General features: G+C 39.5%; 21 protein-coding genes, 1 rRNA gene and 1 riboswitch. Of the genes, 21 read left to right on the top strand and 1 reads right to left on the bottom strand.

What is annotated here, in order from left to right:
- Position 1 precedes the first annotated feature (1 nt).
- The 15 genes from rrf to purD all read left to right on the top strand — a co-directional run bounded on the left by rrf (position 2) and on the right by purD (position 15,235).
- Positions 2 to 117 (top strand): 5S ribosomal RNA (rrf, locus tag ACIQXF_RS11190).
- Positions 118 to 456: 339 nt separating this feature from the next.
- Positions 457 to 735: a hypothetical protein gene (locus tag ACIQXF_RS11185; RefSeq protein WP_402782818.1), complete on the top strand. Its 279-nt coding sequence runs from the start codon at positions 457 to 459 to the stop codon at positions 733 to 735.
- Positions 736 to 1,580: 845 nt separating this feature from the next.
- Entirely contained in the window at positions 1,581 to 1,775 is a 195-nt protein-coding gene (locus ACIQXF_RS11180) for an NETI motif-containing protein (protein WP_402782816.1), read from the top strand.
- A 94-nt stretch (positions 1,776 to 1,869) separates the two neighbouring features.
- A riboswitch (purine riboswitch) is annotated at positions 1,870 to 1,968 on the top strand.
- Positions 1,969 to 2,182: 214 nt separating this feature from the next.
- Positions 2,183 to 2,671, top strand: coding sequence for a 5-(carboxyamino)imidazole ribonucleotide mutase (gene purE, locus ACIQXF_RS11175; protein WP_402782814.1), 489 nt, complete (start codon positions 2,183 to 2,185; stop codon positions 2,669 to 2,671).
- Entirely contained in the window at positions 2,668 to 3,792 is a 1,125-nt protein-coding gene (gene purK, locus ACIQXF_RS11170; protein WP_402782812.1) for a 5-(carboxyamino)imidazole ribonucleotide synthase, read from the top strand. Before purE ends, purK begins: the two co-directional genes overlap by 4 nt.
- A 13-nt stretch (positions 3,793 to 3,805) precedes the next feature.
- Complete coding sequence (gene purB / locus ACIQXF_RS11165) at positions 3,806 to 5,101, top strand: adenylosuccinate lyase (RefSeq protein WP_402782810.1); 1,296 nt, start codon at positions 3,806 to 3,808, stop codon at positions 5,099 to 5,101.
- Between the two features lie 128 nt (positions 5,102 to 5,229).
- Entirely contained in the window at positions 5,230 to 5,940 is a 711-nt protein-coding gene (gene purC, locus ACIQXF_RS11160; RefSeq protein WP_402782808.1) for a phosphoribosylaminoimidazolesuccinocarboxamide synthase, read from the top strand.
- 2 nt (positions 5,941 to 5,942) lie between these two features.
- Positions 5,943 to 6,191, top strand: coding sequence for a phosphoribosylformylglycinamidine synthase subunit PurS (gene purS / locus ACIQXF_RS11155; protein WP_402782806.1), 249 nt, complete (start codon positions 5,943 to 5,945; stop codon positions 6,189 to 6,191).
- 2 nt (positions 6,192 to 6,193) lie between these two features.
- Positions 6,194 to 6,877, top strand: a complete 684-nt coding sequence (gene purQ / locus ACIQXF_RS11150; RefSeq protein ID WP_402782804.1) for a phosphoribosylformylglycinamidine synthase subunit PurQ — start codon at positions 6,194 to 6,196, stop codon at positions 6,875 to 6,877.
- Entirely contained in the window at positions 6,864 to 9,098 is a 2,235-nt protein-coding gene (purL, locus tag ACIQXF_RS11145; RefSeq protein ID WP_402782802.1) for a phosphoribosylformylglycinamidine synthase subunit PurL, read from the top strand. The genes purQ and purL overlap by 14 nt, the downstream gene beginning before the upstream one ends.
- On the top strand, positions 9,074 to 10,498 hold the full coding sequence (gene purF / locus ACIQXF_RS11140; protein WP_402782800.1) for an amidophosphoribosyltransferase: 1,425 nt from the start codon (positions 9,074 to 9,076) through the stop codon (positions 10,496 to 10,498). The genes purL and purF overlap by 25 nt, the downstream gene beginning before the upstream one ends.
- Before the next feature lie 116 nt (positions 10,499 to 10,614).
- Complete coding sequence (gene purM / locus ACIQXF_RS11135; RefSeq protein WP_402782798.1) at positions 10,615 to 11,670, top strand: phosphoribosylformylglycinamidine cyclo-ligase; 1,056 nt, start codon at positions 10,615 to 10,617, stop codon at positions 11,668 to 11,670.
- The gene (gene purN / locus ACIQXF_RS11130) at positions 11,670 to 12,239 is read left to right on the top strand and encodes a phosphoribosylglycinamide formyltransferase (protein WP_402782796.1); all 570 of its coding nucleotides are present in this window, start codon (positions 11,670 to 11,672) and stop codon (positions 12,237 to 12,239) included. The genes purM and purN overlap by 1 nt, the downstream gene beginning before the upstream one ends.
- A gap of 120 nt (positions 12,240 to 12,359) precedes the next feature.
- Positions 12,360 to 13,886, top strand: coding sequence for a bifunctional phosphoribosylaminoimidazolecarboxamide formyltransferase/IMP cyclohydrolase (gene purH, locus ACIQXF_RS11125; RefSeq protein ID WP_402782794.1), 1,527 nt, complete (start codon positions 12,360 to 12,362; stop codon positions 13,884 to 13,886).
- Between the two features lie 92 nt (positions 13,887 to 13,978).
- On the top strand, positions 13,979 to 15,235 hold the full coding sequence (purD, locus tag ACIQXF_RS11120) for a phosphoribosylamine--glycine ligase (protein WP_402782792.1): 1,257 nt from the start codon (positions 13,979 to 13,981) through the stop codon (positions 15,233 to 15,235).
- Between the two features lie 284 nt (positions 15,236 to 15,519).
- On the opposite strand, the gene ACIQXF_RS11115 is transcribed toward purD, so the two are convergent.
- Positions 15,520 to 15,969, bottom strand: coding sequence for a hypothetical protein (locus tag ACIQXF_RS11115; protein WP_402782790.1), 450 nt, complete (start codon positions 15,967 to 15,969; stop codon positions 15,520 to 15,522).
- A 196-nt stretch (positions 15,970 to 16,165) separates the two neighbouring features.
- Here ACIQXF_RS11115 and ACIQXF_RS11110 point away from each other — a divergent pair, with 196 nt between their 5' ends.
- The 6 genes from ACIQXF_RS11110 to ligA all read left to right on the top strand — a co-directional run bounded on the left by ACIQXF_RS11110 (position 16,166) and on the right by ligA (position 24,463).
- Entirely contained in the window at positions 16,166 to 17,887 is a 1,722-nt protein-coding gene (locus tag ACIQXF_RS11110) for an adenine deaminase C-terminal domain-containing protein (protein ID WP_402782788.1), read from the top strand.
- Positions 17,888 to 17,966: 79 nt separating this feature from the next.
- Positions 17,967 to 19,022, top strand: coding sequence for a DUF3048 domain-containing protein (locus tag ACIQXF_RS11105; RefSeq protein ID WP_402782787.1), 1,056 nt, complete (start codon positions 17,967 to 17,969; stop codon positions 19,020 to 19,022).
- Positions 19,023 to 19,037: 15 nt separating this feature from the next.
- Positions 19,038 to 19,358, top strand: coding sequence for a YerC/YecD family TrpR-related protein (locus ACIQXF_RS11100; protein WP_004225717.1), 321 nt, complete (start codon positions 19,038 to 19,040; stop codon positions 19,356 to 19,358).
- Between the two features lie 109 nt (positions 19,359 to 19,467).
- Positions 19,468 to 20,157, top strand: a complete 690-nt coding sequence (gene pcrB, locus ACIQXF_RS11095) for a heptaprenylglyceryl phosphate synthase (protein WP_402782785.1) — start codon at positions 19,468 to 19,470, stop codon at positions 20,155 to 20,157.
- A gap of 32 nt (positions 20,158 to 20,189) precedes the next feature.
- Positions 20,190 to 22,442 (top strand): DNA helicase PcrA, encoded by a 2,253-nt coding sequence (pcrA, locus tag ACIQXF_RS11090; protein ID WP_402782783.1) that lies wholly within the window; start codon positions 20,190 to 20,192, stop codon positions 22,440 to 22,442.
- 14 nt (positions 22,443 to 22,456) lie between these two features.
- Positions 22,457 to 24,463, top strand: a complete 2,007-nt coding sequence (ligA, locus tag ACIQXF_RS11085) for an NAD-dependent DNA ligase LigA (RefSeq protein ID WP_402782782.1) — start codon at positions 22,457 to 22,459, stop codon at positions 24,461 to 24,463.
- Positions 24,464 to 24,542 lie beyond the last annotated feature (79 nt).

Here is a 24,542-nt window from a genome sequence, read left to right as displayed (position 1 = left end):
GTCTAGTGATGATGGCAAAGAGGTCACACCCGTTCCCATACCGAACACGGAAGTTAAGCTCTTTAGCGCCGATGGTAGTTGGGGGCTTCCCCCTGTGAGAGTAGGACGTCGCTAGGCAATAAAAATTAGTCGAGGATTTATTCCTCGGCTTTTTTGTTTTATAAAAAGAATATAAAAATGTTATAATAATTAAAATGTTAAAAATTACATAATAAATTTAGTTCTATTTAAAACGTCTGATATACGCCTTCTGATAAACTAGCGAAAGCTGTCGATGGAATGCTTTGAGAAGTTGATCATTGTACATGTAGAAACAAAAGCGATGGATAGAAACATCAAACAGACGGATAGAAAAGTCAAAGTGACTGATAGAAAATCATAAAAAGGTTTTCAAGCTTCATATTGTACTTGAATAATTTCATAACATATATCGCTTTGATAATGGAGGGATGAACCATGAGGCGAAACATTTTTACTGCTATATCTATATTGTGCTTATTGATTACATTTTTTATGTTTGGCTACGATGCAACAAAATGGTATGGTAGTTTTTATAATTTCCTTTATGATATAAGTATATTTGCACCTTTAATAATAGCGGGGCTTGGGACAATAAGTGCGATTTTTGGTGTGAAAGGCGATATCCGTATGTTTCTTATTATACTCAATGCTATATTGTTGTTTCTTTTCTTAAATGCATATTTAATGGGGATATTTGGTTTTCAAAGACCTTAATTAATAAAGAACTGCAGAATTTACTTATTCCTGCGGTTCTTTTAATTTGTCTCCATTCAGCAAATGTGCAACGTAAGTGATCAACATTGTAGCGATATTCATGCAGACCTAAGCCTCATTCAAAATCTGGACTCATTGTCTATCTCCCGTAATGCAATGTGACAGCGGAAATTATGCCAATGTGAAATAGAAGAACTCAGTCTAAGAACGCCACGTCCTGTGGCAATTTATCTGTGCGAAAGCGAAGCGACAGCAACAAGGTTTTATCTGTGCGAAAGCGAAGCGACAGCAACACGGTTTTATCTGTGCGAAAGCGAAGCGACAGCAACACGGTTTTATCTGTGCGAAAGCGAAGCGACAGCAACAACAACACACGACCGAGTGACCAACATTTTGTTGTTACTGCGGTTACGTCTGCACTACACTTTCGCATAGACGATAACCCTCTTGCTGTCGTTACGTTAGCACTGCGCTTTTACACAAAAAACATCTGCCGCTGCCGCTTTGCTTTCGCGCAAAAAACATCTGTTGGCCCAAAGCCTCCGGCGGATATCACGGAATCGGAAAGGAGTTCTAAAAAGGATGTTAGCCTAAAATCATCGCATCCATGTGATAACGGCTAACTGACCTGCATCGGTAAAAAACGCCACGTCCTGTGGCTTTACCGAAATGACCGACATCGTGTCGGCCCTCACCCGGGCCTAAACACGAAGCCGATTCCGGACGCAATTATGCCGAGGCATAATTAATTTAGTAATTCTTACGTACTTACTGAAGTATATCAAGGTATAATGGAATTCAAGATAGGAAAAATAATGGGATACGGAATTGAAAGGAAGAAAGATTTGGGAAAAAAACAAATTTGGTATGAGGTAGAAGAAAACGAGTCGATTGAAGATTGTTTGGCGAGAATGCGTCAAGACGGCTATATGGCAGTAGGAAGAAAAGAAGAGCCTATTTTTCACTTAGTCAATGGAGAACCAACGTATTTACGTCAAAAAATACAATTTAAAGCGATGTTATGTCAGGATTTCGAGTGAATTTGACTAAAATCCGAACGTTTATAAATAGGTAAAATAAAATGTTCGCATTTTTACATTGACGATAGTGCAATCACTTGTTAAAATATGAGAAGGAAAAACAAATAAAATCCCACATATATGCTAGAGGATTGGCTCTAGTGTCTCTACCCGGCACCGTAAATGCTGGACTATGCGGGAAAGCACTTTTGGCATGTTACGGAAGGTATATGTACAGATATGTACATTTGTATATTCTTTTCATAATTAGTCCTCAAGTAAGCTGCTTTCACGCTGTATGGTAGAGAAGTAGTTTATTTGGGGATTTTCTTTGTACAAAGAGGAAAAGAATTGCAGTAGCTATTTGAAGAATAGAGGCTTGCACAAATATTGATCATTTTTCTATCGTTTAAAAGGAGCGACAATTCATGAATCCGAAAATCGGTGTCATTATGGGGAGTTCAAGTGACTGGGAAACAATGAAACATGCATGTGATATTTTAGATGAATTACAAGTACCGTACGAGAAAAAGGTTGTGTCTGCACATCGTACTCCTGATTTAATGTTTGAGTATGCGGAGTCAGCACGTGAGCGAGGTATTCAAGTAATTATTGCAGGTGCAGGTGGAGCTGCGCATTTACCAGGAATGGTGGCAGCCAAAACGACGTTACCAGTGATAGGAGTACCTGTACAATCTCGTGCTCTTAATGGTCTTGATTCTCTATTATCAATCGTCCAAATGCCTGGCGGTGTACCTGTAGCGACAGTGGCTATTGGCAAAGCTGGAGCGACTAATGCAGGCTTACTAGCAGCGCAAATTTTGTCGACAACAGATGCAGAGCTTACTAATAAGCTAGATGCTAGACGCGAAGCCACTAAGCAACAAGTGTTGGAAAGCACAGGTGACTTAGTGTGACAAAAATTATTTATCCAGGGCAAACGATAGGTATTATTGGCGGAGGACAGCTTGGCCGTATGATGGCACTGGCTGCGAAAGAAGTAGGCTTTAAAATTGCCGTTCTTGAACCAACAATGGATTCACCATGTGGACAGGTTGCGGATATACGTATTGTGGCACCATATGATGATGAGGCAGCTTTAGAGGAACTTGCAGAGGTAAGTGACGTTATAACTTTTGAGTTTGAAAATATCGATTACGATGGCTTAAAACGTTTAACACAAATGGCTTACGTTCCGCAGGGGGCAGAGCTGGTACGTATTACACAAAACCGTGTGACTGAGAAGGAAGCGATAGTAAACGCGGGTTGTCCAGTAGCACCTTATATTGTTGCGAATACATATGACGAATTAGTAGCCAATATTGATACGATTGGTTATCCTTGTATAGTCAAAACAGCAAGAGGTGGTTACGACGGCAAAGGACAGCAGCTTTTAAAATCAGCACAAGACCTATCATTAGCTAAGGATCTTTTCTCTCATTCACAATGTATTGCTGAGGGATTTGTGCCTTTCGTGAAAGAGGTATCTGTCATTGTCCAAAGAAACGGCAATGGTGAATCCTATTGTCAACCAGTTGGAGAAAACATTCATGTTCACCATATTTTACATGAAACGATTGTGCCAGCCCGTATAAAAGAGGAAACAGCACAGGCTGCAGAACGAGAAGCATTGAAAATTGCAGATTACTTGCATTTAGTAGGGACGCTTGCGGTAGAAATGTTTGTATTAGAAGATGGTAGCATTATGATTAATGAATTAGCACCAAGACCGCATAATTCTGGTCACTATTCGATAGAAGCATGTAATGTATCACAGTTCCATCAACATATTCGCGCTGTTTGTGGTTGGCCATTACGTAAACCACAACTTTGGGCACCATCAATTATGGTGAATGTTTTAGGGCAGCATGTAATGCCGCTTAGTAACTCAATTGCTAAATATCCTGAATGGTCTATGCATCTTTATGGGAAAGCTGAAGCTAAAGTGAACCGTAAGATGGGCCACGTAACGATTATGACAAAAGACTTAGAAAGAACACTACAACAAATCGAGAGTTCTGGCATTTGGTCAGAATAGAAGGAGATAAGCAATGATTGAACGTTACACAAGACCCGAAATGGGCGCAATTTGGACAGAACAAAATAAATATCAAGCATGGTTAGAAGTTGAAATTTTAGCATGTGAGGCTTGGGCAGAATTAGGCGACATTCCAAAAGAAGATGTAGCTAAAATACGTGAAAATGCTTCATTTGATGTAAATAGAATTTTAGAAATTGAGCAAGAAACACGTCACGATGTTGTAGCATTCACTCGTGCTGTATCTGAAACACTTGGGGAAGAACGAAAATGGGTGCACTATGGTTTAACTTCAACGGATGTAGTTGATACAGCCCTTTCTTATTTGATTAAACAAGCGAATGATATTTTACGCAAAGACATTGTGAATTTCATAAATATTATTGCTGCAAAAGCGAAAGAGCATAAGTATACGGTTATGATGGGACGTACACATGGTGTTCATGCTGAGCCAACAACTTTCGGTTTAAAACTAAGTTTATGGTATGAAGAAATGAAGCGTAACCTTGAACGCTTTGAAGCGGCAGCAAAAGTAATTGAAACAGGAAAAATGTCTGGAGCGGTTGGGACATATGCCAATATTGATCCTCAAGTTGAACAATATGTATGTGATAAATTAGGGCTTACAGCATCACCTATTTCAACACAAACATTACAGCGTGACCGACATGCACAATATTTAAGTGCTTTAGCGTTAATTGCAACTTCAATTGAAAAGTTTGCTACAGAGATTCGCGGCTTGCAGAAATCTGAAACTCGAGAAGTCGAGGAAGCTTTTGCAAAAGGACAAAAAGGTTCTTCAGCAATGCCACATAAACGTAATCCAATCGGATCTGAAAATATGGTTGGTATGTCACGTTTAATGCGTGGATATATGGTGACAGCTTATGAAAATGTAGCTTTATGGCATGAACGTGATATTTCACATTCATCTGCGGAGCGTGTAATGTTACCGGATGCAACGATTACTCTTAACTATATGTTAAATCGCTTCGGAAACATTGTGAAAAACTTAACAGTATTCCCTGAAAACATGAAACGTAATATGGGTCGCACTTTCGGTTTAATTTATTCTCAACGCATCTTATTAGCTCTTATTGATAAAGGATTAGTGCGTGAGGAAGCGTATGATACAGTACAACCTTTAGCGATGCAGGCGTGGGACGAGCAAGTTCAGTTCCGTACGTTAGTTGATGCAAGTGATAAAATCACATCGTATTTAACGAAGGAAGAGCTTGATGAGTGCTTCGACTACAACTACCATTTACAGCATGTAGACATGATTTTTGAACGTCTTGGACTAAACTAATATTTATTGAGCCTAAACAAAATAAATGTTAGAGTCACCAGCGGATGGGACAGAATTGAATCGTTGTACGTACGGTTCAATTCTGAACAATTCGCACGTATTTGATAATATCCAGGGGGAATAACGAAATGACTAAAGGTCAACTTTTGTATGAAGGTAAAGCAAAAAAATTGTATACAACAGAGGAGCCAAATGTGCTGCTCGTTGAGTACAAGGATAGTGCAACAGCATTTAATGGTGAGAAAAAAGAAGAGATTGAAGGAAAAGGCGTATTAAATAATCGCATTACTTCAGTAATTTTCGAAAAATTACAAGATAACGGAATTGCGTCACATTTCGTAAAACAATTATCTGATACACAACAACTTGTAAAAAAGGTAGATATTATTCCAATTGAAGTAGTAGTTCGTAATATAGCGGCAGGTAGCTTAGCGAAACGCCTTGGCTTCGAGGAAGGTACACCATTAAATCGCCCAATCGTTGAGTTTTATTATAAGGACGATGAGCTAGGCGATCCGTTCATTACAACGGAGCATATTGACGTACTTAATCTTGCAACACCTGAAGAAGTGACAGCCATTTATGATGGTGCACTAGCTGTTAACAAAGTGCTGCAGCCAATATTTGCAGAGGTCAACGTTACGCTAATTGACTTTAAATTAGAGTTCGGACGTGACAATGACGGAAACGTACTACTGGCAGATGAGATTTCACCAGATACATGCAGACTTTGGGATGCAACAACAAAGCAAAAGTTAGACAAAGATGTTTTTCGTAGAGACCTTGGTAATTTAACTGAAGTTTATACTATTATACTTTCTAGACTCGGAGGCAAATAACCATGAAAAAAGTTAAAATTTACGTAACATTACGCGAGAGCATTCTTGATCCACAAGGTTCTGCTGTACAAGGTTCTTTAGTAAAGATGGGGTACGCTGAGGTAGAAGATTTACGTATCGGTAAATATCTTGAACTAGCAATTAATGATACAGAACGTGATATTGATGCTCTAGTAAAGGAAATGTGTGAAAAGGTTTTAACAAACGTTGTAATCGAAGACTACCGTTACGAAGTCGAGGAGGCTAACTAATCATGAAATTCGCAGTACTCGTATTCCCTGGGTCAAACTGTGATATTGATATGTATCATGCGATTAAAGACGAGCTAGGTGAAGAAGTAGAATATGTATGGCATACAGCAACAGATTTAAGTGGCTTTGATGGCATTCTAGTGCCAGGAGGCTTCTCATACGGGGATTATCTTCGTTGTGGTGCAATGGCTAATCAATCTAACATTATGGCAGAGGTTAAGAAAGCAGCTGATGCTGGTAAACCAGTATTAGGTGTATGTAATGGTTTCCAAATCCTAACCGAAGCAGGTTTATTGCCAGGTGCATTACTTCGCAACAAAAATTTAAAATTCATGTGTCGTACAATCCAGCTTAAGGTCGAAAACAACAATACCTTATTCACAAACCAATATGAACAGGGTCAAGTGATCAATATTCCGATAGCACATGGTGAAGGCAACTACTATTGTGACGAGGAAACTTTACAGAAGTTAAAAGACAACAATCAAATCGTGTTCACATACTCAGGCGAAAATCCAAACGGTTCTTTAGAAGATATTGCAGGGATTATAAACGAGCGCGGCAATGTATTAGGTATGATGCCTCACCCAGAGCGAGCTGTTGATGCACTGGTGGGCGGAGCAGACGGTCTAGCAGTATTTAAATCAATTGTGAAGCAGTGGAGGGAAAATCATGTCAACAACTAAGTTTGAGCCAACAGCACAGCAAATTAAAGACGAAAAGCTATACGCTGGTATGGGGATGTCAGACGAAGAATTCGCAATGGTGGAAGGTATTATAGGGCGTCTACCAAACTGGACAGAGACAGGGCTTTTCTCAGTAATGTGGTCGGAGCACTGCTCATACAAAAATTCAAAACCAGTGTTACGTAAATTCCCTACAAAGGGTCCTCAAGTTTTACAAGGTCCAGGTGAAGGTGCTGGTATCGTAGATATTGGTGATGAACAAGCAGTTGTCTTTAAAATGGAGTCACATAACCATCCATCAGCAATCGAGCCTTATCAAGGTGCTGCAACGGGTGTCGGTGGTATTATCCGTGACGTTTTCTCAATGGGGGCACGTCCAATTGCAATGCTGAACTCACTACGCTTTGGTGAATTAAAATCAGCACGTGGTAAATATTTATTTGAAGAAGTGGTTGCAGGTATCGCAGGTTACGGTAACTGTATTGGGATTCCTACAGTAGGTGGCGAAATTCAATTTGATCCTTGCTATGAAGGTAATCCACTTGTTAATGCAATGTGTGTTGGTTTAATTGACCACAAAGATATTCAACGTGGTATCGCAGCGGGTGTAGGAAATACAGTGATGTATGTTGGAGCAAAAACAGGACGTGATGGTATCCATGGTGCAACATTTGCGTCTGAGGAGTTAACAGAAGAATCAGAGAATCAACGTCCAGCAGTGCAAGTAGGAGATCCATTCATGGAGAAACTTTTACTTGAAGCATGTTTAGAAGTTGTAAAATCTGACGCTCTAGTCGGGATTCAAGATATGGGTGCTGCTGGTCTTACTTCATCTTCAGCAGAGATGGCATCTAAAGCTGGTTCAGGTGTAGAAATGAATTTAGACTTAGTGCCACAGCGTGAGACAGGTATGACAGCATATGAAATGATGTTATCTGAATCTCAGGAGCGTATGTTACTTGTTGTGAAAAAAGGTCGCGAAGACGAAATTAAAGCGATCTTCGATAAATATGATTTAGATGCTGTAGCAATTGGTCGAGTGACAGATGATAAAATGCTTCGTCTATTACACAATGGTGAAGTTGTAGCCGAAGTACCTGCTGATGCACTTGCAGAAGATGCACCAGTTTATCATAAGCCATCTGCAGAGCCTGCATATTATGCTGAGTTCCAAGCGATGGAAAACACTGAGCCAGCTGTAACAGATTACAAAGAAACTTTAAACGCACTTTTAAAAGCACCTACAATTGCTTCAAAAGAATGGGTTTATGATCAATATGATTATCAAGTACGCACATCAACAGTCGTTGCACCAGGTTCTGATGCAGCAGTTATCCGTGTTCGTGGTACAAACAAAGGTTTAGCGATGACTACAGACTGTAACTCACGTTATATTTACCTAGATCCAGAGGTGGGCGGTGCTATTGCTGTAGCAGAGGCTGCTCGTAATATCGTAGCAACTGGTGGAACACCACTAGCGATTACAGACTGCTTAAACTTTGGTAATCCTGAAAAACCAGAAATCTTCTGGCAAATTGAGAAGTCAGCAGACGGCATCTCTGCAGCTTGTACAGCACTGAATTCACCAGTAATCGGTGGTAACGTATCTCTTTATAACGAGCGTTCTGGAGAAGCGGTTTACCCAACGCCAACAATCGGTATGGTTGGTCTAATTGAAGATTTAGCACATGTGACAACACAAGAAGTTAAAGCAGTTGGCGATGTAGTATTTGTTATCGGTGATACAAAAACTGAATTTGGTGGTTCTGAACTTCAAAAATTATTAAATAATGGCGTTATTTCAGGAAAAGCACCAGCTATTGACTTAGAGATTGAAGCTGCACGTCAACAGGCATTGCTTAAAGCGATTAAAACAGGACTTGTACAGTCTGCACATGATGTGGCAGAAGGCGGTCTTGCAGTTGCAATTGCTGAAACAACATTTGACGCAAATGGTTTAGGTGTTGATGTTACATTAACTGGTTCTGCAACAACAGCATTATTCAGTGAGACACAATCTCGCTTCGTGGTAACAGTGAAAGAAGAAAATGCGGCTGCGTTTGTAGAAATTGTAAGAGACGCACAAAAAATCGGAGTCGTAACAAACGATGCGCTAGTTAAAATCAACGGTGAAAACGGTGTGCTTGTAGAAGGTACAGTGGAGGAATTCCGTTCTAATTGGAAAGGAGCAATCCCATGCTTGCTGAACTCAGAGGCTTAAACGAAGAATGTGGGGTGTTTGGTATTTGGGGTAACCCAAATCCTGCACACCTTAGTTATTACGGGCTTCATGCTCTTCAACATCGTGGACAAGAAGGAGCTGGAATCGTCGTTTCTGACGGTCAGCATCTTCGCGCGGTGAAAGGCGAAGGACTAGTTAATGATGTTTTCAACGAAGAAAAATTAAAGGCAGTTAACGGTAAAGCAGCAATTGCTCATGTTCGTTATACGACTGCTGGTGGAGGCGGTATTGAAAATGTACAGCCGTTATTATTCCACTCTTCAACTGGTAGCCTTTCAATTGCTCATAACGGTAACTTAGTCAATGCAACGCACTTGAAACAGTATTTAGAGCGTCAAGGGAGTATTTTTCATTCAAGCTCTGATACAGAAGTGCTGGCGCATCTTATTAAGAAAAGCTCGCATTCACCATTCCGTGCGAAGGTGAAAAATGCCCTGTCATTATTAAAGGGTGCGTATTCTTTCTTAATAATGACAAAAGATGAAATGCTTGTTGCACGTGATCCACATGGTTTACGTCCATTATCTCTTGGAAAGCTGGGAGATGGCTGGGTTGTAGCCTCTGAAACTTGTGCATTTGATTTAATAGGTGCAGAATTTGTTCGTTCTGTTGAACCTGGTGAGTTATTAATTATTAACGATGAAGGTGTAAAATCTGATCGTTTTGCAGATATGGATAAACGTGCAATGTGCGCAATGGAGTACGTATATTTAGCACGTCCTGATTCTGATATTGATGGTATTAATGTTCATATGGCACGTAAACGTATGGGAAAACAGCTTGCTCGTGAATGTGCGCATATAGAGGCTGATGTTGTAACAGGTGTACCAGACTCAAGTATTTCTGCAGCAATCGGCTTTGCAGAGGAAAGTGGTATTCCATATGAGCTAGGTCTTATTAAAAATCGCTATGTAGGTCGTACATTTATCCAACCAACACAGGAATTACGCGAACGTGGTGTGAAAATGAAGCTTTCTCCAGTTGTTCAGGTCGTAAAAGGTAAACGTGTAGTGATGGTGGATGATTCAATCGTTCGTGGTACAACTTCACGACGTATCGTCAAAATGCTAAAAGATGCAGGTGCGGCAGAAGTACATGTTGTAATCTCTTCACCACCGATGACCGACCCTTGCTATTATGGCATTGATACATCGACACATGAGGAATTAATTGCCTCTAGCCACAATGTAGATGATATCCGTGAAGCAATAGGAGCCGATTCACTAACATTCCTTTCAGTTGAAGGTATGGTAGAGACAATCGCACGACCATATGAAGATGAAAACCGTGGACTATGCCTAGCTTGCTTTACAAGCAAATATCCAACAGAAATTTTTCCAGATACAATCTTACCACATGAAAAAGAACTATTACGTTAAGAAAAACATCTTACGCGCCTAGCAAATCACATAATTGCTTTTGAGTTTGAAAGCATTATGTCTATCATTGGATGAGGATGAGCCAAGGCGATTTTGATGATAAGGAGGAACTCTGCGTGTCAAAAGCATATGAACAAGCAGGTGTAAATATTGAAGCGGGCTATGAAGCCGTAAAACGAATGAAATCTCACGTTGAACGTACAAACCGTCTAGGTGTGATGGGGACGTTCGGTGGCTTTGGTGGTATGTTTGACCTGTCAGAACTAAATCTTAAGGAACCTGTTCTTATTTCAGGTACAGATGGTGTAGGGACAAAGCTAAAGCTAGCATTTATGGTAGACAAGCATGATACGATTGGTGTGGACTGTGTAGCGATGTGTGTCAACGATATCGTAGCGCAAGGTGCCGAACCACTATACTTTTTAGATTATGTAGCTCTTGGAAAAGCTGAGCCAGCAAAAATTGAACAAATTGTAAAGGGCGTAGCGGATGGTTGTGTACAATCAGGTGCGGCATTAATCGGTGGTGAAACGGCTGAGATGCCAGGTCTTTACGAAGAAGATGAGTATGATTTAGCTGGTTTTGCAGTAGGAGCTTGCGAAAAATCAGCAATCGTGACAGGTGAAAAAATCGTAGAAGGTGACGTGCTTGTTGGTATTGCTTCAAGTGGTGTGCATTCAAATGGTTACTCATTAGTACGGAAAATTGTCTTTGCTGATAATGATTATGCAGTTGATGCAATTGTCGATGGCTATGAGGATCTTGGTCCAATCGGGGAAGCCTTGTTAGTACCAACAAAATTATATGCAAAGCCTGTACTTGCAGCTTTAAAGTCAGCAGACGTTCACGGCTGTGCACACGTAACTGGCGGAGGCTTTTATGAAAACCTACCTCGTATGATGCCAGAAGGTTTAGCAACTGAAATTGATTTAGGTTCTTGGCCGGTATTACGTATTTTTGAGTTTTTAAAAGAAAAAGGACAGCTTGAGGATAAGGATCTATATAATGTCTTTAACATGGGCATTGGCTTCGTTTTAGCTGTACCGGCAAATGAAGCTGATAAAGTGATTGCTACAGTAGAAGCAAATGGTGAAAAAGCATACAAAATCGGTCGCGTTGTGAAGGGCGAGGGTGTTGTATTTAATGGCTCACATGATGGGAGTTTAGTGTAATGACTGCACCAACTAAAATTGCCGTTTTTGCTTCAGGCAGCGGTAGTAATTTTCAGGCCATTCAAGAGGCGATTGAACGTGGTGAACTCAATGCAAAGGTCGAGCTTGTTGTGACAGACAAGCCTGGCGCATTTGTAGTTACCCGTGCTGAAAACTATAGTATTCCCGTGCTAGCTTTAAGTCCAAAAGAATTTGCTTCTAAAGCAGATTATGAGACTGCTATTATCAAGGCTCTACATGAATGCAATGTGGAATGGGTTGTGCTTGCAGGTTATATGCGCTTAATTAGTGAGGTATTACTAACTGCATATCCACAGCGTATCGTGAATATTCATCCTTCACTATTACCAGCTTTCCCTGGAAAAGATGCTATTGGTCAAGCGTTGGAACATGGTGTCAAGATCACAGGTGTAACTGTACATTTTGTAGATGAAGGTATGGATACAGGTCCTATTATTGCACAGGCGGCTGTGCCAGTCATTGATGGCGACCGTGAGGCAACAGAAACGGCGATTCACAAGGAAGAGCATGTATTATATACAAAAGCATTACAGCAATTATTAAAGTAACCCATTGGTTAGGAGTTAGGTCTTCTAGACGAGGCTACTCAATCAAAGCCTAACTCTATTCCAACAAAAACAGCAAGACATTTTCGTGGCAAACACGATAAAAATTAGGAGGATATTGTTGTGACAAAACGTGCATTAATCAGTGTTTCCAATAAAGATGGTATTTTAGAATTTGCAAAAGAACTAGTAGCATTAGGTTATGAAATTTTATCAACTGGTGGTACGAAAAAAATGTTACAAGACAATAATGTTGCCGTAACAGCAGTCGATGAAGTAACTAAATTCCCTGAAATTTTAGATGGCCGTGTAAAAACATTAAATCCTATGATTCACGGTGGTCTATTAGGAAAGTTTGACGATGCTTCTCATCAAGCACAAATGAATGAGCATGGAATTGAGCCAATTGAGATTGTGTGTGTCAATCTATACCCGTTCGTTGAAACAATTTCAAAGCCTAATGTAACATGGGACGATGCTATCGAAAATATTGATATCGGTGGTCCAACAATGTTACGTTCTGCAGCAAAAAACCATCAATATGTAACAGTAATCGTGGATAGCAATGACTATGCAAACGTATTAGAGGAACTAAAAGCAAATGGTGCAACGACAATAGAAACACGTCGTAAGTTAGCTGCGAAAGTTTTCCGTCACACAGCCGCTTATGATTCATATATTTCAAATCACTTAACAGAAGAAGAGTTCCCAGAGAGCTTAACAATGACATATGAATTAAAACAAAACTTGCGCTATGGTGAAAATCCTCATCAAAAAGCAGCATTCTATCAAAAACGTCTTGGCTCTGATTTCTCATTAGCTTATGCAACACAATTGCACGGTAAAGAATTATCGTACAACAATATTCAAGATGGGAATGCAGCATTGCAAATTGTAAAAGAGTTTGAAATGCCTGCAGCAGTAGCTGTCAAACACATGAACCCTTGTGGTGTTGGAACAGGTGTAACATTAGAAGAAGCATTTGATAAAGCATACGAAGCAGATCCAACGTCTATTTTCGGTGGCATTATCGCTTTAAATATGGAAGTGGATGCAGCAACTGCTGAAAAATTAAGCCATATATTCTTAGAAATCATTATTGCACCAGCTTTCTCTCAAGAAGCACTAGATATTTTAACGCAAAAGAAAAATATTCGCTTATTAACAATACCTTTTGAGCAAGCAAAACTAGATAAATTCAATGTTGTATCGGTAGAAGGTGGTCTTCTTGTACAAGAACCAGACCGCTACGGCTTTGCCAATGCAGATATTAAAGTAGTAACAGACCGTGAACCGACAGTACAAGAATGGGAAGCATTACAGCTAGGTTGGGCAGTTGTGAAGCATGTTAAATCAAACGCTATTGTTGTGACAGATTCACAAATGACTCTTGGTGTTGGTGCAGGTCAAATGAACCGCGTTGGTGCGGCCAAAATTGCATTTGAGCAAGCTGGAGAAAAGGCAAAAGGTGCAGCATTAGCATCAGACGCATTCTTCCCAATGAGCGATACAGTAGAAGCAGCTGCAGCAGCTGGTATTACAGCAATTATTCAACCAGGTGGCTCTATAAAAGATCAGGATTCCATTGATAAAGCAAATGAGTATGGTATTACAATGGTGTTCACAGGCGTACGTCATTTCAAACACTAATTACAAGCTACGCACTTAAGTCAAATATTCTAACACTTAGACCGAGATGTTGGTTCATCTCGGTCTTATGCACAAAGAGGAGGATTCCCTAAATGAACGTATTAGTAATCGGAAGCGGCGGTCGTGAACATGCTATCGCCAAACAATTTAGTATTTCCCCATCTGTTAAAAAGGTATTTGTAGCACCTGGTAATGATGGCATGCAAGGTGACGCAGAAGTTGTGGCGATTGATACAATGGATTTTGCAGGCTTGGCACAATTCGCCAAAGAAAATGCAGTAGAGCTAACTTTTGTCGGTCCTGAGCAACCACTTGCGGAAGGAATCGTGGATTTCTTTACTGCTCGTGGCTTACGAGTATTCGGTCCAACAAAGGCAGCAGCGCAAATCGAAAGTAGTAAATCATATGCGAAGGATATTATGAATAAATATAATATCCCTACAGCAGCCCACGAAACGTTTACTGAAGCAGATAAGGCTATAGCATATATTAAAGAGCAAGGTGCTCCAATTGTTATCAAGGCAGATGGTTTAGCAGCAGGTAAAGGTGTAGTTGTAGCAATGACTGAAGAAGATGCAATCGAAGCTGTACAGGATATGATTGGTAACCAACGTTTTGGTGAATCATCATCACGTGTCGTTATCGAGGAGTTCCTAGACGGTGAAGAATTCTCCTTTATGTCATTTGTTCATAAAGGTCAAATTTATCCAATGGTTATTGCTCAAGACCACAAGCGTGCCTATGATGGCGATAAAGGACCTAATACAGGTGGTATGGGAGCCTATTCACCAGTACCTCAAATCTCACAAGAAGTAGTGGACATTGCCTATAAAACAATTGTTGAGCCCACGGTGAAGGGTATGGAGGCAGATGGTGTATCGTTTACAGGAATTCTATATGCAGGATTAATATTAACGAAAAATGGTCCAAAAGTGATTGAATTTAATGCACGCTTTGGAGATCCGGAAACGCAAGTAGTTTTACCACGTATGGTATCCGACTTTGGTGCATTTATGATGGCATTAATGGATGAAAAACCATTTGATCTACAATGGTCTGAAGAAGCGATGCTTGGTGTTGTTATTGCTGCAGAGGGCTATCCAGGAGACGTTGAAAAAGGAAATGCATTACCTAGCCTAGAGGCTCTATCAGCTTCATACGCGGTCTTCCATGCAGGTTCAAAGCTTGTAGATGGTAAGTTTGTCGGAAATGGTGGTCGAGTTTTATTAATTGGAGCAAAAGCAACAACTTTAAAAGAAGCACAAGAAAAAGTATATGCAGGTATTGCAACTGAAGAATGGGACAATTTCTTCTTCCGTAAAGATATTGGCTGGCGTACGTTTAAGTAGTAGTTGAGTAACTAATAGGCGTATTGATTAGCGAAATATAGATTTTTAATTGCCCTATAAACTGATTTTTTGTTTACATTTTGCTTAAGTTTATCACCATAGCGTGGAGTTGATTTCTGTTCCGACTTACGCTTTTTGGGGCGAGAGTCCGTAGCGGAAATCAGAGCCTTCTAATACTAAATTAAATATTTTTAATCATGTAATGAAACTTCTTAATATTTTCAGTCGTATGATTTATATGGGTAAGAGCCGTCTCAACTGCATTATTGAGACGGCTCCTTTGACTAAGAAGGATTTTGTGCTTTATTCATACTGTCTGAGGAGTTTTGAGCGGAAGTTCTGGCGTCAGACTGCTGTGAAGCAGTTGCGTTTGATCCTGACGTATTTCCAGATATGGCAGAGGAGAAATCCTTCATGAGTTTATCGATTTGTTCAGATGACATAGATTGTTCTGAAGACGCAGATTGTGAAGATGACATAGAATTTTGGCCACCGAGCATACTTTGCATAGAGCTGTTCATGGCATTTTGCATATTAGAGCTTAGCAAAGCTTTCGTCGGGCAATATTTGAAGATACCCTCAGCCATTTTCATGGCACCAAATGCAATCATCAATCGACCTTTCATACAGTTAGGATTTCTTGAGACACGAGCGATGCCAAATGCCGTCATACTTGTACCCATGGCAAAGCGACAGAAGGCATTTTGTTCGTTTAAATTAGCCTGTTGCATCATATTTCCTCCTTTAGTCATTGTGGAAAAAATAAAGCGGGGTGCACTTTGCTTTATGAAAGTGCTGTGTTACGATTGAAACAAGATGATTGCATAAAGCACTAATTTTATGAAAAAAAGCGTTATGCAGTAGTAGTATGTGATTTCACGGTGTATTTACACAATGAAATTTTACGCAATTTAGGAAGGAGCGAATTGAATGGATCCAGTGTGGAAAATTACAGAATTACGCCAACAATTAGCCGTGATTGATGGCAAAAAGGCACCAGATATTATTTTAAAAAATGCACGTTATTTACATAGCATGCTAAAACAATGGGTGGTAGGAAATATTTGGATTTCGGGGGATCGTATTGTCTATGCTGGTGACAGAATGCCTCCTTTATTAGAAGGAGCAGAAGTAATCGATTGTACGAATAAAACAATCGTACCGGGATATATTGAACCACATGTTCATCCATTTCAGTTATACCACCCACAATCTTTCGCAGATTTTTGTGGACAGCTAGGAACTACAACTTTTATTTCTGATAATTTAACCTTTGTTTTATCTTTAGAAAATAAGAAAGCGTTTTCAATGCTAGATGATTTGAAAAAACTACCATTTTCATTTTACTGGTGGACACGTTTTGATTCGCAAACTGAAATGGATCAAGAAGAAGAGATTTTCTCTAATACATCCATTTTAGAATGGTTAGAACGGGATGATGTTTTACTTGGAGGCGAATTAACAGGCTGGCCAAGGTTATTACATGGAGATGACCAAATGCTATATCGTATGCAAATGGCTAAGGGCTATGGGAAAAAAATAGAAGGCCACTTCCCAGGAGCATCAGAGCGAACTTTAGCGCGTATGAAGCTACTAGGAGCAGATGGTGATCATGAAGCAATGACAGTGGAAGAAGTAGAGCGACGTATTTTGCAGGGCTATGCTGTAACACTACGTCATTCTTCAATACGTCCCGATTTACCAAACATATTAAAGGGAATAGTCGAAAAAGAGTTACCAATTTTTGATCATTTAATGATGACAACGGATGGTTCGACACCTTCATTCCATCAGAACGGTGTGATGGATAAATGTATTCAAGTAGCCTTAGATGCAGGTGTATCACCAATAGATGCCTACCAAATGGCTTCTTATAATGTGGCACGCTATTATAATATGTCTAACTTACATGGCTTTATCGCGACTGGCCGCTTTGCATCGCTTAATATTTTACAAGATGAATGGCATCCAATTCCAGAAAGTGTACTTTCTAAAGGAGTTTGGTTAAAACGCGATGGAGAGCGTGTGCATAGACTTGCGGAAATTGATTATTCTGTAATCCCTGCATTTGACTTGAATTTCACATTAACATCACAAGATTTCCAGTTTTCGATGCCGCTTGGAATTGAGTTAATAAATGATGTTATTACAAAACCGTATAACTCATTAATTGCGAGAGATGGGCAGCTTGCAAATCATGACGAAAGCTATTTAATGCTCATTAATAAAGAAGGTAATTGGCATGTGAACACGATGATTAAAGGATTTGCTACTAGTGTTCAAGGCTTTGCTTCCTCCTATTCAAATACAGGCGATATTTTACTTATCGGAAAAAATAAAGACGATATGTTAAAAGCCTTTGAAGAAATGAAGGCAATGCGTGGTGGTATTGTCCTTGTAGAAAAAGGAGAAGTTATTGCTTCAGTTCCTTTGACAATTGGTGGTACTTTATATGATGGTGATGTTGAGGAGCTAACTGCAAAGGAGAAATTCCTAAAACAAGCACTAGCAGAACGTGGTTACCGTTTAGGAGACGCAATTTATACTTTATTATTTTTACAATCAACTCATTTACCCTATATTCGTATAACACCAAAAGGGATTTTTGATGTTATGAAGAATAAGTTATTATTACCAGCAGTTATGCGCTAGTTGATATTTTACTATAACGTAACTGAAGATACTGGTACAATTACAATAAAATGTAATTGGTTGAAGGAGAGTAATGCTTGTGTTCAAATCAAAAACACTATTTATCGCAATGGCATTTAGCGCCCTGTTGATAGGAGGATGTTCAAAAGATTCGTCGAAAGTAAACGAAGACGATAAGACAAAGATAGATGAAGAATCTACTGTGGAAGAGTCTGTAAAAGAAAAGACGTTCGTTGCACCATTAACGGGTGAAGCTTTTAAGGAGGAAATTACACAACGTCCCATTATTGTCACGATCAATAATCATCCTGCTGCACGTCCACAATCGGGTTTAGCATCGGCAGATATCGTTTATGAAATGTTAGCAGAAGGTAATGTAACTCGTTTTTTAGCAGTCTATCAAAGTGAACTACCAGAAAATATAGGACCTGTTCGTAGTGCTCGATCTTATTTTATTGATATGGCAAAAGGCTACGATGCATTTTATGTAGCACATGGCTATAGTCCAGAGGCAAAATCGATGCTTGATAATAATGTAGTCGACAATATAAACGGCATGACTTATGATGGCACACTCTTCAATCGTTCGAAGGATCGTGTTGCGCCACACAATTCGTATATTACATCAGAAAATTTACTAAAAGGCGCTAAAAAAGTAGGCGCTTCAATGAATTACAGTGAAAAAGTGCGTCAGGCTTTTTTTGAACCCGATGAACGTGGTAAAATAGGCATTGAAACAAGTCAAGTTGACATTTACTACGGAAATAATGAGTCTTTCCACAATACGTATGTGTATGATCATCAAAGTAATCATTATGGACGACAATCGGCTGGCGTTGACACAAAGGATATGTTAACTGGTGAAGCATTATCGTTGGCAAATGTTCTATTTTTTGAAATGAAGCATCAAACAATTGATAATGAGGGACGCCAAGAGATTGATTTAACTTCTGGTGGAAATGCGTATGTATTTCAAAATGGCTATATGAGAGAAGTCAAGTGGGCTAATATTGATGGAATACCGAGGGCTGTTGAAGAGTCTGGGGAGCTTGTAAAGCTAGTACCAGGAAAGTCTTGGATTCATTTCGTACCAACTTCTCCAGGGTTAAAAGCAATGGTGAAAACGCAGCCTTAAAGGGAGGAAAATTGCATGCAAATCGAAAAAATTCGAGGGCATCAAACAGATCAATTATTTAAAGCAGTGTTAGAGCTGAAAGACATCGAAGAATGCTATAAATTTTTTGATGATTTATGTACGATTAGTGAAATTCAATCGCTGGCACAACGTTTTGAAGTTGCCCATTTACTACGTTTAAAGAAGACTTACGAATCTATTAAAAAGGAAACAGGCGCAAGTACAGCAACTATTTCACGTGTACGTCGTTGCTTTGATTATGGAAATGATACATATGATGAAATGTTAGGTCGTTTGTATCCAGATGAAAAGCCGTTCCAAGCACCAAAAGAATAATAGTAAAGAGGCTGGGTAGAGGTTCTGCTCAGTCTTTTTCATTTTTTTGTAGACAGTCATAAGCTATACTTGTAAACGAATAGATAGAAAATGATAGGTGGTAAAATAGATGGATTATTTAGAATGGAGACATGTGTTCAAGCTAGATCCAGCTAAGGACATTTCAGATGAAGCACTAGAAAGAATTTGTGAATCAGGCACAGATGTCATTTTAGTTGGTGGAACAGATGGTGTAACATTAGATGGTGTATTAGATTTACTTGTTCGAGTACGACGCTTTGAAGTACCAATTGCACTTGAAATTTCTACAGTTGATTCGGTCACACCAGGCTATGACTATTATTTCATTCCTACAGTGTTAAATAGTGACGATCCAAAGTGGATTAAAAACTTACATCATGAGGCCATTAAGGAATACGGAGATATTATGGTGTGGGATGAACTTGTAGCTGAAGGATATTGTATTTTAAATCCGCATTGTAAAGTAGCAGAAGTAACGAATGCGCAAACAGATTTATCGATTGATGATGTTATTGCCTATGCACGTATGGCTGAAAATTTCTTTAAACTTCCTGTATTTTATGTAGAGTATAGCGGTACTTTTGGTGATATTGAGCTTGTAAGTGCTGTAAAGAACGAACTGAAAAATACGAGACTGTTTTACGGTGGCGGTATTACATCTGCGAAGCAGGCATCCGATATGGCAAAATATGCGGATACTGTAGTAGTTGGAAATATTATTTACCAAGATTTAAAAGCTGCACTTGCGACTGTTAAGGCTGTAAAAAATACGATATAATTTAAGAACAAATGTTTGTAAGGCGGTGCGAAATGGAGCAGTTAACGAAAAACTTATTAGCAGGAATGAATCCTGAACAAGAAAATGCGGTAAAAACAACTGAAGGGCCGCTTCTAATTATGGCAGGTGCTGGATCGGGGAAAACACGTGTATTGACACATCGTATTGCGTACCTAGTTATAGAAAAAGAAGTATATCCTTCAAAGATCTTAGCGATCACATTTACGAATAAAGCGGCACGTGAAATGCGAGAGCGTATAGATGGTATCCTTGGGAACGGAACGGGCGATAGTATGTGGGTATCGACATTCCACTCAATGTGTGTGCGTATTTTAAGACGCAATATTGATCAGCTCGGGATGTCACGTAACTTTTCAATTTTAGATTCTACCGATCAGTTATCAGTCATTAAAAATGTTATGAAGGATGAAAATATTGACCCTAAACGTTTTGAGCCACGTGCCATTTTAAATGCGATTAGTGCGGCCAAAAACGAATGTATAACTGCCGAAGATTATGCTGGTCAAATAAACGAAAATAATCCTTACGAAAAAACGGTTGCTCGTGTTTATAAAGGCTATGAAAAAAGATTACGTCGCAATCAATCTCTCGATTTTGATGATTTAATAATGACAACTATTACATTATTCAATCGTGTACCAGAAGTGCTTGAATACTATCAAAACAAATTCCAATACATTCATGTAGACGAATATCAAGATACGAATAAATCCCAATATTTACTCGTTCAGTTGCTTGCCAAGAAATTTAAAAATATTTGTGTTGTAGGGGATTCAGATCAGTCGATTTATCGTTGGCGCGGTGCCGACATTGGCAATATTCTTTCATTTGAAAAAGATTATCCTACTGCAAAGGTCATTATGCTTGAGCAAAATTATCGTTCAACAAAACGCATCCTACAAGCAGCAAATGACGTCATTCAAAATAATACAACACGTTATCCAAAAGAACTGCGTACAGAAAATGCAGAAGGTGAAAGAATCGTATTATACAAATCGTATAATGAGCAAGAAGAAGCACAATTCGTTGTACAAACAATCCAACAGCTTATTCAAAAAGAAAATCGTTCATTTGATGATTTTGCAATATTGTATCGTACAAATGCTCAGTCACGTGTGATGGAGGAAGTGCTTGTTAAGTCCAATATGGCTTATCAAATTGTAGGCGGTACAAAGTTCTATGATCGTAAAGAGATTAAGGATTTACTGGCTTACTTGCGTCTTATTGCCAATAATGATGATGATTTATCGCTCGCACGTATTATTAATGAACCTAAGCGTAGTATTGGTGCTACATCCTTTGAAAAAATGGCACGCTATGCGATTGAACAAGACCGTTCTATTTTTGATGCTATGAATGATCTTGTGTTCATGGGGTTATCAGGAAAGGCCGCAAATTCAGCAGAGCAATTTTACGCTATGATCAAAGGCTTTACAGAGATGCAAGATTATTTATCTGTGACTGAAATTGTAGAGCAGGTCATCGACAAATCAGGTTATCGCGCAATGCTTCAAAATGAAAAGACGATTGAAGCAGAAAGTCGTTTAGAAAATATTGAAGAGTTTTTATCAGTGACAAAGTCATTTGAAGAGCGTAGTGAAGATAAGAGCTTACTTGCTTTCTTAACGGATTTAGCTCTTATTGCAGATATTGATGCACTCGATAAAGAAGATACATCCAAGGGCAATATTATTTTAATGACGATGCATGCCGCAAAAGGATTAGAATTTCCTGTTGTCTTTATTATTGGTATGGAGGAAAATATCTTCCCACATTCTCGTTCACTTGATGATCTTGATGAAATGGAAGAAGAGCGTCGACTAATGTATGTTGGTGTGACGCGTGCAGAGGAGCGTTTGTATTTAACATGTGCCCAAAGCCGTACGATTTTCGGTCGTTCAAGCTATAACAATGCATCTCGTTTTTTAGGTGAAATATCGGAGGATATTACAGAATCAGTCTCTAAGGGTGGTATAAAGTCTGAAGTCCCATTTGCTTCTAGCAATCGTTCATCAGGTGGCTATCAAAAACGTACACTTGGAGAGATTCAGAAAACACAGCCTGCAACAGCTCGTTTACAAGCAACTGGTGGTGACCAATTTGGATGGAAGGCCGGAGATAAGGCAATCCATAAAAAATGGGGAACAGGTATGGTTGTCAGTGTAAAAGGTGAGGGTGATGGTACAGAGCTAGATATTGCTTTCCCACAGCCTATTGGCATTAAACGATTACTGGCACAATTTGCACCTATTGAAAAAGCGTAAGCGGAGGAACTTAAATGAACGAAATAGAACAGCGCATTGCAGAGTTAAATAAATTATTGCATGAATATGGCCACGCCTATTACGTGTTGGATAAACCTATTGTAGCAGATAGTGTCTATGACCAATTATTACATGAACTTATTGCATTAGAGGAAGCGAATCCGTCTTTGATTTACCCAGATTCACCGACACAGCGTGTTGGTGGAGCAGTGGTGGAAGGCTTTAAAAAAGTGACACACGATTATCCTATGTTAAGTTTATCAAATGCTTTTAATGAAGCTGACTTACGTGAATTTGACCGTAAAGTACGTCAAGCAATCGGTGATAACTTTTCCTATGTTTGCGAGTTAAAAATTGATGGGCTTGCCATTTCTCTAAAATACGAAAATGGTGTTTTTGTACAAGGAGCAACGCGAGGAGACGGAGTTGTAGGGGAAGATATTACAACCAATTTAAAAACGATTCGAGCGATACCTCTTCGATTAAAGGAGCCAATCACAATTGAAGTACGTGGCGAGGCATATATGCCGAAAACTTCCTTTGAAAAATTAAATGCGCAGCGTGCTGACAATGGTGAGGAGTTATTTGCTAATCCGCGCAATGCAGCTGCTGGTTCGTTACGTCAGTTAGATCCAAAAATAGCTGCGAGTCGTCAACTATCAACCTTTATCTATGCTATCGGTGGAGATGGTGAGTCATACGGTATTGATGGGCACGCTGAAATGCTCGATTACTTAGAGGGACTAGGATTCCCTTCAAACAGAGAGCGTCAACGCTGTTCGTCAATTGAGGAGGTACTTGCCTTTATTGAAAAATGGACTGAAAACCGTCCAAATTTGGCCTACGAAATTGATGGTATTGTCATTAAGGTGGACCGCTATGCACAGCAGGATGAACTTGGTTATACAGCAAAGAGTCCACGTTGGGCAATTGCTTATAAATTCCCTGCTGAGGAAGTAGTGACAACATTACTTGATATTGATTTAACGGTTGGACGTACAGGTGTTGTTACGCCAACTGCCATTTTAACACCGGTGCAAGTTGCAGGTACGACGGTACAACGTGCATCATTACACAATGAGGATTTGATCCGAGATAAAGATATTCGTTTAGGAGACTCAGTCGTTATCCGAAAAGCCGGCGATATTATTCCACAAGTCGTAGGTGTTCTAATAGAGCAACGCCCAGAGGATTCAGTGCCATTCGAAATGCCTAAAAACTGTCCTGTGTGTGATAGTGAGCTTATTCGCATCGAGGGAGAAGTTGCATTACGTTGCGTAAATCCCGCATGTTTTGCACAAATTGCGGAGAGCATTAAATATTTTGTATCGCGTAATGCTATGAATATTGATGGTCTTGGTGATAAGGTCGTTGAGCAATTATTGCGTGCAGATTTAATTCATGATGTCTCTGACTTGTATCACTTAACTGTGGAACAACTTGTTGATCTTGACCGTATGGGTGAAAAATCAGCGACGAATTTAGTCAATGCTATTCAAGCTTCCAAGGAAAATTCGATGGAGCGTTTACTAATTGGACTAGGTATTCGGCATGTTGGTGAAAAGGCAGCGAAAATTGTTTCAGAGGAGTTTGGAACGATGGAAGCGGTTATGGTAGCCACAGAGGAGCAACTAGTAACAATTTATGAGATTGGCGATAAAATGGCATCATCGCTCGTAGAGTATTTTTCAAATGAGGATGCACGTGCAGTAATTGATCGCCTTACTGAAGCAGGCGTCAATATGACGTTTAAGGGTAAAAAGGTAGAGGTAGCTGTAGGTGATAATCCTTTTGCAGGCAAAACAATCGTATTAACTGGTAAACTTGAGCAATTGACACGTAACGAAGCAAAGGCGAAAATAGAAGAGTTAGGTGGTATTGTTACAGGCAGTGTCAGCAAAAAAACTGACCTTGTCATTGCAGGAGCAGATGCAGGTTCGAAACTGACAAAAGCCGAGCAGTTTGGTCTTGAAGTTTGGAATGAAGACAGCCTGATTGAGCAGCTTAACCTAGTGCAATAAATAGATGAAAAATAGACTTTAGTTGATTAAAGCAAAAATGTGATGAATTGTTCCAGCCACTTTGAGGGAGGGCAAAGAC

Origin of the sequence: Lysinibacillus sp. NPDC097231 (assembly GCF_044761885.1) — a bacterium.
Classification (GTDB): domain Bacteria; phylum Bacillota; class Bacilli; order Bacillales_A; family Planococcaceae; genus Lysinibacillus.
This window is presented reverse-complemented; position numbering and strand designations above follow the sequence as displayed.

Bases quoted from the DNA above. Each gene is read 5' to 3' on its own strand.
- ACIQXF_RS11115 (WP_402782790.1), bottom strand. From the start codon at position 15,969: ATGATGCAACAGGCTAATTTAAACGAACAAAATGCCTTCTGTCGCTTT.
- purB (WP_402782810.1), top strand. From the start codon at position 3,806: ATGATTGAACGTTACACAAGACCCGAAATGGGCGCAATTTGGACAGAA.
- ACIQXF_RS11110 (WP_402782788.1), top strand. From the start codon at position 16,166: ATGGATCCAGTGTGGAAAATTACAGAATTACGCCAACAATTAGCCGTG.
- pcrB (WP_402782785.1), top strand. From the start codon at position 19,468: ATGGATTATTTAGAATGGAGACATGTGTTCAAGCTAGATCCAGCTAAG.
- purE (WP_402782814.1), top strand. From the start codon at position 2,183: ATGAATCCGAAAATCGGTGTCATTATGGGGAGTTCAAGTGACTGGGAA.
- ACIQXF_RS11100 (WP_004225717.1), top strand. From the start codon at position 19,038: ATGCAAATCGAAAAAATTCGAGGGCATCAAACAGATCAATTATTTAAA.
- purC (WP_402782808.1), top strand. From the start codon at position 5,230: ATGACTAAAGGTCAACTTTTGTATGAAGGTAAAGCAAAAAAATTGTAT.
- purQ (WP_402782804.1), top strand. From the start codon at position 6,194: ATGAAATTCGCAGTACTCGTATTCCCTGGGTCAAACTGTGATATTGAT.
- purL (WP_402782802.1), top strand. From the start codon at position 6,864: ATGTCAACAACTAAGTTTGAGCCAACAGCACAGCAAATTAAAGACGAA.
- purS (WP_402782806.1), top strand. From the start codon at position 5,943: ATGAAAAAAGTTAAAATTTACGTAACATTACGCGAGAGCATTCTTGAT.
- ACIQXF_RS11185 (WP_402782818.1), top strand. From the start codon at position 457: ATGAGGCGAAACATTTTTACTGCTATATCTATATTGTGCTTATTGATT.
- purF (WP_402782800.1), top strand. From the start codon at position 9,074: ATGCTTGCTGAACTCAGAGGCTTAAACGAAGAATGTGGGGTGTTTGGT.
- purN (WP_402782796.1), top strand. From the start codon at position 11,670: ATGACTGCACCAACTAAAATTGCCGTTTTTGCTTCAGGCAGCGGTAGT.
- purD (WP_402782792.1), top strand. From the start codon at position 13,979: ATGAACGTATTAGTAATCGGAAGCGGCGGTCGTGAACATGCTATCGCC.
- ligA (WP_402782782.1), top strand. From the start codon at position 22,457: ATGAACGAAATAGAACAGCGCATTGCAGAGTTAAATAAATTATTGCAT.
- pcrA (WP_402782783.1), top strand. From the start codon at position 20,190: ATGGAGCAGTTAACGAAAAACTTATTAGCAGGAATGAATCCTGAACAA.